Source organism: Amycolatopsis kentuckyensis, assembly GCF_002155975.1.
Taxonomy (GTDB): domain Bacteria; phylum Actinomycetota; class Actinomycetes; order Mycobacteriales; family Pseudonocardiaceae; genus Amycolatopsis; species Amycolatopsis kentuckyensis.
In genome coordinates this window covers 1-8199 of the sequence record NZ_MUMI01000301.1, presented here as the reverse complement: position 1 = coordinate 8199, position 8199 = coordinate 1, and the positions used below count along the sequence as shown (strand labels likewise).

General features: G+C 75.2%; 1 protein-coding gene. It reads left to right on the top strand.

The genetic code is table 11. From position 1 onward, the window contains the following. A partial coding sequence (locus CCN39_RS27340) for a non-ribosomal peptide synthetase (RefSeq protein WP_143264169.1) occupies window positions 1-8199 on the top strand: 8199 nt, incomplete at both ends.

The window sequence follows — 8199 nt, the reverse complement described above, 5'->3', positions numbered from 1 at the left end:
GCGGGCGAACCGGCTCGCGCGGCTGCTGATCTCCCGCGGCGCCGGCCCCGAACAGGTCGTCGCGCTCGTCCTGCCGCGGTCGGCCGACCTCGTCGTCGCCGAGCTGGCCGCGGCCAAGGCCGGGGCCGCCTTCCTGCCCGTCGACCCCGACCAGCCCGCCGAGCGCATCGCCTTCGTGCTCGCCGACGCGAAGCCCGTGCTCGTCGTGAGCCGCGGGAAGGCGCACAGCCCCACCCTCGACCTCGACGAACCCGGCCTGCTCGACGACCAGGCCGACACCGACCCCGCCGACGCCGACCGGACGCGCCCGCTGCGCCTCGACCACCCGGCCTACCTCATCTACACGTCCGGCTCGACCGGCGTCCCCAAGGGCGTGCTCGTCACCCACCGCGGCCTGGCCGGCTTCTTCGCCGCCATGCGGGACCAGTACGACGTGCGGCCCGGCGACCGGGTCCTCGAGTTCTCCTCACCGAGCTTCGACGCGTCCGTCCTCGAGCTCGGCATGGCGCTGCCGCACGGAGCCGCGCTGGTCGTACCGCCGCCCGGCCCGCTGCTGGGCGACCGGCTCGCGGACGTCCTGGCCGAGCACGGAGTCACCCACGCGCTCATCCCGCCGGTCGCGCTGGCCACGCTGTCCGGGGACCACGCGCTGCCGGACTTCCGCACGGTGATCGTCGGCGGGGACGCCTGCCCGCCCGAACTGGTCCGGACCTGGGCCCCCGGGCGCCGGATGATCAACTCCTACGGCCCCACCGAATTCACCGTCGTCGCGACCTGGAGCGACCCGCTGGTCCCCGGCGGCACGCCCCCGATCGGCCACCCGCTGCCCGACGTCACCGCGTACGTCCTCGACGACGCGCTGCGCCCCGCCGATACCGGCGAGCTCTACGTCACCGGCCCGGGCCTGGCCCGCGGCTACCTCGACCGGCCCGGACTGACCGCGAGCCGGTTCGTGGCCGACCCCTTCGGCGCGCCCGGCGCGCGGATGTACCGGACCGGCGACGTCGTCCGCCACACGGAAACCGGCGAGCTGGAGTTCGTCGGGCGAGTCGACCACCAGGTCAAGATCCGCGGCTTCCGGATCGAACCGGGCGAAGTCGAAGCGCTGCTGCTCGGGCAGGACGGGGTCCGCGAGGCGGTCGTCGTCGCCCGCGAGGACCAGCCCGGCGTCAAACGCCTGGTGGCCTACGTCGTCGGGGACGCCGACCCGGCCGACCTGCGCGCCGCCGCGGCCGACCGGCTGCCGCCGTATCTGGTCCCGTCCGCGTTCGTCCCGCTCGAGGCGATGCCGCTGACCCACCACGGCAAGCTCGACCGCGACGCGCTGCCCGAACCCGACTGGCAGGCCCAGGTCCGGGCCGCGCACACCGCACCCCGGACCCCGGCCGAGCACGCGCTCGCCGAAATCTGGGCCGACGTGCTCGGCGTCCCGGACATCGGCGTCGACGCGGACTTCTTCGAACTCGGCGGCGACTCCATCCTCGGCGCCCGCGCGCTCGCCCGGATCCGCGCCCGCTTCGGCGCCGAGCTGTCCCCGCGGGTCGTGTTCGACGCCCGCACCATCGCGAAGCTCGCCGAACTGCTGCCGGCTCGATCCGGTGCCCCGGCCGGCCGGATCGAGCCCGCGGTCCACGACACCGTGGTGCCGCTCTCGCCGGTCCAGCGCCGTCTCTGGGTGCTCGACCAGCAGAACCCCGGCAGCACCGAATACAACGCCGGCGTCGGCCTCACCCTCGCCGGCCCGCTGGACCGCGAGGCCCTGCGCGCCGCCCTGGACGGGCTGGCCGCGCGGCACGAGTCGCTGCGGACGACGTTCCGGACCGTCGACGGCGAAGGCGTCCAGGTCATCGCCGACGACGGCACCATCCCGCTGGGGGAAGCCGACGCCGAGACGGACCTCGACGCGCAGCTGGCCGCCGAACTGGACCGCCCCTTCGACCTGACGACCGGGCCGCTCACGCGGGCGACGCTGATCCGCCGGGGCCCGGACGACCACCTGCTCCTGCTGTGCCAGCACCACATCATCACCGACGGCTGGTCGGTCGGCCTGCTCGTCGACGAGCTCGCCGCGCTCTACGCGGGGGAGAAGCCCGCCCCGCTCGACATCGGCTACCGCGACTACTCCCGCTGGCACCACGACCGGCTGGCCGGGCTGCGCGACCGGCAGCTGGCGTACTGGCGCACGCAGCTCGCCGGCCTCGAACCCCTGGACCTGCCCACCGACCGGCCCCGCCCGCCCGTCCGCGCCACCGAGGGCGCGATCCGCCGGTACGAGCTGCCCGGCGGGCTCGCCGCGTTGGGCCACGACACCGGCGCGACGCTGTTCACCACGCTGACCGCGCTCGTCCAGGTGCTCCTGGCCCGCTACACGGGGCAGGACGACGTCGCCGTCGGCACCGCGGTGTCCGGCCGCGACCACGACCAGCTCGAACGGCTGGCCGGGTTCTTCGTCAACACCCTCGTCCTGCGGTCCGCGGTCGACGCGGCGGAACCGTTCGACGTCTTCCTCGGCCGGGTCAAGGAAACGACGCTGGCGGCCTTCGCCGCCGCGGAAGTGCCCTTCGACGAGGTCGTCGACGACCTGCGGCCGGCCCGTGACCCGAGCCGGACCCCGCTGGTGCAGGTGCTGCTGGTGCTGCAGCAGGACCTCGTCCGGCCCCGGGAGGCGGGCGCCCTCCGCCTGGGCGAGCACGATCTGCCCCGCCCCCGGGCCCGGTTCGACCTCGTGCTGGAGTTCCAGCCGCAGGGCCGCAGCGTCGCGATCGAGTACGACACCGCGCTCTTCGACGCCGCGACGATCGACCGTTTCGCCGGGCACCTGCGGGTGCTCGCCGAAGCGGTGGTCGCCGGGCCGCACCGGCCGGTGGCCGAGCTGCCGCTCATGGGCGACGCCGAGCTCGCCCACCTGGCCGGCCTCTCCCGCGGGCCGGTCCTCGAAGCGCCGGAAGCCACGCTCCCGCAGCTGTTCGAGGCGCAGGCGGCCCGCACGCCGGACGCGGTCGCGGTCGTCTGCGGGGACCGCTCGCTCACCTACGCCGAGCTCGACGAGCAGGCCGACCGGCTGGCCGGGGTCCTCGTGGACCGCGGAGCCGGGCCCGAGCGGTTCGTCGCCGTGTCCCTGCCGCGCACGGAACGGATCCTCGTCGCGCTGCTCGGCGTGCTCAAGTCCGGTGCCGCCTACCTCCCGGTCGATCCCGCCTATCCGGCCGACCGCAAGGAACTGATCCTCGACGACGCCGCCCCGGCCCTGCTGCTCACCCCGGACGGCCACGGGCCCGGCTCCGTCCCCGCCCTCGCCTTCGACGACCCCGCCCTGCTCGAGAGCACTTCCGCAGCGCGGCGAGGCCGCGCCACGAACCCCGACCACCCCGCGTACGTGATCCACACGTCCGGCTCGACCGGCCGCCCCAAGGGCGTCGTGGTCGCCCACCGCAGCGCCGCGAACCTGATGGCCTGGGCGCGCGACGACTTCGGCGACGTCTTCCGGCCCGGGTCCACCGTGGTCGCTTCGACGTCGCTGAACTTCGACGTCTCGGTGTTCGAGATCTTCGCGCCGCTGGTGGCCGGCGCCACCGTCGAGATCGTCCGGGACGTGCTGGCCCTCGGCGAGGGCGAGCACACCGGCCGGCCGGTCGGCCTGGTCAGCGGCGTGCCCTCGGCGTTCGCGCAGCTGCTGGCCCAGGGCGCGGTCTCGGTGCGGCCGTCCACTGTGGTCCTGGCCGGCGAGGCGCTGACGCGGCACGCGCTGCTCGACATCCGGAATGCGTTGCCCGGCAGCCGGATCGCCAACATCTACGGGCCCACCGAGTCCACTGTGTACGCCACGGCCTGGTACCACGACACCGACCGCACCCCGCCGATCGGCCGCCCGATCGCCGGCATCCGCGCGTACGTGCTCGACCGCGGGCTGCGGCCCGTGCCCGTCGGCGTGCCCGGCGAACTGCACCTCGGCGGTGCCGGGGTGGCCCGCGGCTACCTCGGCCGGCCCGGGCTGACGGCGAGCCGGTTCGTCGCCGACCCCGCGGGCGAGCCGGGCGCCCGGATGTACCGGACCGGCGACGTCGTGCGCTGGACCGCCCGCGGTGAGCTGGAGTACCTGGGCCGCGCCGACGACCAGGTCAAGATCCGCGGCTTCCGGATCGAGCCCGGCGAAGTCGAGGCCGCGCTGCGCAAGCACCCGGCCGTCACCGAGGCGGTCGTCGTCGCGCGCACCGACGGGGGACACCAGCGGCTGGTCGCCTACGTCGTGCCCGAAGCGCCCGCGGACCTGCGCGAGTTCCTCGGCGCCTCGCTGCCCGCCCACCTGGTGCCCTCGGCGTTCGTGCCGCTCGACCGGCTGCCGCTCAACGCCAACGGCAAGCTCGACCGGCGTGCCCTCCCCGCCCCGGACTGGACCGGCGGCACCACCCGCGTCGCGCCGCGCACCGGGACCGAACGGCTCCTCGCCGCCATCTGGGCCGACGCACTCGGCCTGCCCGAGGTCGGCGTCGAGGACAACTTCTTCGAGCTCGGCGGCGACTCGATCCTCAGCATCCGGCTGGTGTCCGAGGCGGCCAAGGCGGGCCTGCGGATCACCACCAAGGACGTCTTCCGGCACCAGACGATCGCCGCGCTCGCCGCCGCGGCCGGGGTGATCGCGCCCGCGGCGGAACGTGCGGCCGCCACCGGCGAAGTGGTCGTCACCCCGATCCAGCACTGGTTCCTCGACACCGACCCGGCCGACCCGGACCACTTCGTCCAGCAGCTCAGCGTCCGCCTCGCCGACGACGTCGACGCAGACCGCCTGCGCACGGCGGTGAACACGGTCGTCGCGCACCACGACGCCCTGCGGCTGCGCTTCCGCAGGACCGCCGAAGGCTGGACGCAGGACCACGCCGAGCCCGGCGAGGCCGACGTCTTCGGCGCGGAAATCGACCTCGAACACGGCCCGCTGGTGCGCGCGGAACTGGACGGCACGACGCTGCGCCTGGCCGTGCACCACCTTGTGGTGGACGGCGTCTCGTGGCGGATCCTCCTCGAGGACCTCGACCACGCCTACCACGGACGCGACCTGAGCGCCCGCACGACGTCCTTCCAAGACTGGGCGAACCGGCTCGCCGAGCACGACTTCGCCGGCGACCTCCCGTACTGGCAGGCGGTCGCGGGCACGCAGATCCCGCTGGACACCGACGGTGCCGGCACGGTGGCGAGCACCCGCACGGTCACCACCCGGCTCGACGCCGAACTGACCCGGGCCCTGCTGCAGGACGTTCCGGGTGCCTACCGCACCCAGGTCAACGACGTGCTGCTGGCCGCGCTCGGCGGCGCCCTGCGCCGCTGGACCGGCGCCGAACGCGTCCTGGTCGACCTGGAAGGCCACGGCCGCGAGGACCTGTTCGACGACGTCGACCTGTCCCGCACGGTCGGCTGGTTCACGTCGCTGTTCCCGGTCGCCCTCGACGTCCCCGGCGCCGACGTCGCGACCCTGCTCAAGTCCGTCAAGGAGCAGCTGCGGGCGATCCCGGCCCGCGGCCTGTCCTACGGCGTCCTGCGCCACCTCGCCGGGACCGCTCCCGCGGTGAGGCCCCGGCTCAGCTTCAACTACCTCGGCCGCTTCGAGGCCGAGGGCGAGCTGTACCGGGGCCTCGAACGGGACCTGGAACTCGAGCAGAACCCCGCGGACGCCCGCGCGCACGCCGTCGACGTCGTCGCCCGGGTCACCGGCGGCCGCCTGGAGATCACCTGGTTCTACTCGGACCAGCTGCACGAAGAAGCCACGATCCGGACCGTCGCCGACGACCTCGTCCACGGCCTCGCCGGGATCGTCGCGCACTGCACCGGACCGGACGCCGGCGGCCGCACGCCGTCCGACTTCCCCCTGGCCGCCCTCGACCAGGCGGCGGTGGACCGGCTCGCCGGCGACGGCCGCGAGGTCGAGGACATCTACCCGCTCACCCCGGCCCAGGCCGGCATGCTCTTCCACCGGCTCACCGGCGGCGGCCGGCACGCCTACCTCCAGCAGGTGACGTTCGTGCTGGGCGACGTCCCCGACCCGGCGGCGCTCGGGCGCGCCTGGCAGCGGGTGGTGGACCGCACGCCCGTCCTGCGCACCCGGGTGGTCTGGGACGGCCTCGACGAGCCCGTGCAGGTCGTCCACCGGCAGGTCACCCTGCCGATCGAGCACCAGGACTGGACGACCGAACCGGTGGACCTCGACGCCGTGCTGGCGGCCGACCGGGACGCCGGCCTGGACCTGGGCGAGCTCCCGCTGATGCGGCTGCTGCTCGCCCGCGTCTCGGCGACCGAGGTCCGCGTGGTCTGGACGTTCCACCACCTGCTGCTCGACGGCTGGAGCCTGTTCCAGGTGCTCTCCGACGTCGCGGACGCGCACGCCGGGCGCCCGCTGCCGTCCCGCCGCCCGTTCCGCGACCACGTCCGGTGGCTGTCCGAACAGGACACACCGGCGGCGGAGGCCTATTGGCGGGCCCGGCTTTCCGGACGACCCGAGCCGGCCCGGTTGCGCACCGACCGCGCCCCGGGCGGGCACCCGGCCGAATCGACGGCCTCGCTGCGGATCGAGCTGCCCGCCGGGCCGCTGCGCACCGCCGCGCAGCGCCACGGGCTGACCCTCAACACGCTCGTCCAGGGCGCCTGGGCGGTGCTGCTGGCCCGCCACACCGGGCGGCCGGAGGTCTGCTTCGGCACCACGGTCGCCGGGCGGCCCGCGGACCTGCCCGGGGCCGGCGAGATCACCGGCATGTTCATCACCACGCTGCCGGTGGTCGCCGACGTCGACGAGCGGGCCGCTGCGGCGGATTGGCTGCGCGGCCTCCAGGAGGCCCAGGCCGAGGCCCGGCGGTTCGACCACCTCTCCCTGGCGCGCCTGCAGACCTGGGGCGGGGAGTTCGACACGCTCCTCGTCTTCGAGAACTACCCGGTCACCGCGGAGCTCGGGCTGCGCGACCTGCGGGGCGTCGAGACGACCAACTACCCGCTCAGCGTCGTCGCCTACCCCGGCGAGGAGCGCCTGGAGTTCCTCTTCGGCTACGACCCCGAGCTGTTCGACGCCGAGACGATCGCCGGGTTCGCCGGGAGCCTGCGGACCCTGCTGTCCGAGCTCGCCACCCGGCCGCACGAACCGCTCGCCCGGCTGCGCATGCTCGCCGACGCCGAGCAGCGCGACGTCCTGGCCGCCGGGACCGGCCCCGCGCGGGACCACCCGGAGACGACCGTGCCGGCCCTGTTCGCCGAGCAGGTCCGCCGCACGCCGGACGCGGTCGCCGTCACCGGCGACGAAACCCTGACCTACGCGGAACTGGACGCCCGGGCGAACCGGCTGGCCCACCGCCTGCTCGCCCTCGGGGCGCGGCGGGACGAGCTGGTCGGGCTGCTGCTCGGCCGCTCGGCCGACGTCGTCGTCGCCGAACTGGCGGTGCTCAAGGCCGGCGGCGCCTACCTCCCGCTGGACGCCCGCGCCCCCCGCAGCCGGCTGGCCGCGCTGCTCGACGGCGTCCGCGTCCTGGTGACCGACGACGCCGGCCGGGCGCTCGCCCACGAGGTCCACAGTGGACCGGTGGTGTCGATCGGGGAAGCGGGCGACGAGCGGGCCGAGGCCCCGGATGTCCCGCTGTGGCCGGAAAACCTGGCGTACGTCATGTACACCTCGGGGTCGACCGGCACCCCCAAGGGGGTCGCCGTCAGCCACCGGGCCGTCGTCGCGCTGGCCCGGGAGCGGTCCTTCGCCCGCCCCGCTCACCGGGCCGTGCTCATGCACTCCGCGCTGGCCTTCGACGCCTCGACGTACGAGCTGTGGGTGCCGTTGCTCAGCGGCGGCCGCGTGGTCGTCGCGCCGCCGGGGGACATCGACGCCGACGTGCTGCGCCGGCTGATCACCACGCACGGGGTGACCGGGCTGTTCATCACCGCGGGGCTGTTCCGCGTGCTGGCGCAGGAGGACCCCGGCTGCCTGCGCGGCGTCCTCGAGGTGTGGACCGGCGGCGAGGTGGTGCGCCCGGCCGCGGTGCACCAGGTGTCGGCCGCGTGCCCCGGCCTCACCGTGGTGGACGTCTACGGGCCCACCGAGGCGACGACCTTCGCCACCCGGTTCCCGCTGCCGCCGGGCGAGCCGGTGCCGGACGTGCTGCCGATCGGGCGGCCGCTGGACGACACGGCGGCCTACGTCCTCGACCACGGGCTGCGGCCGGTGCCGCCGGGTGCCGT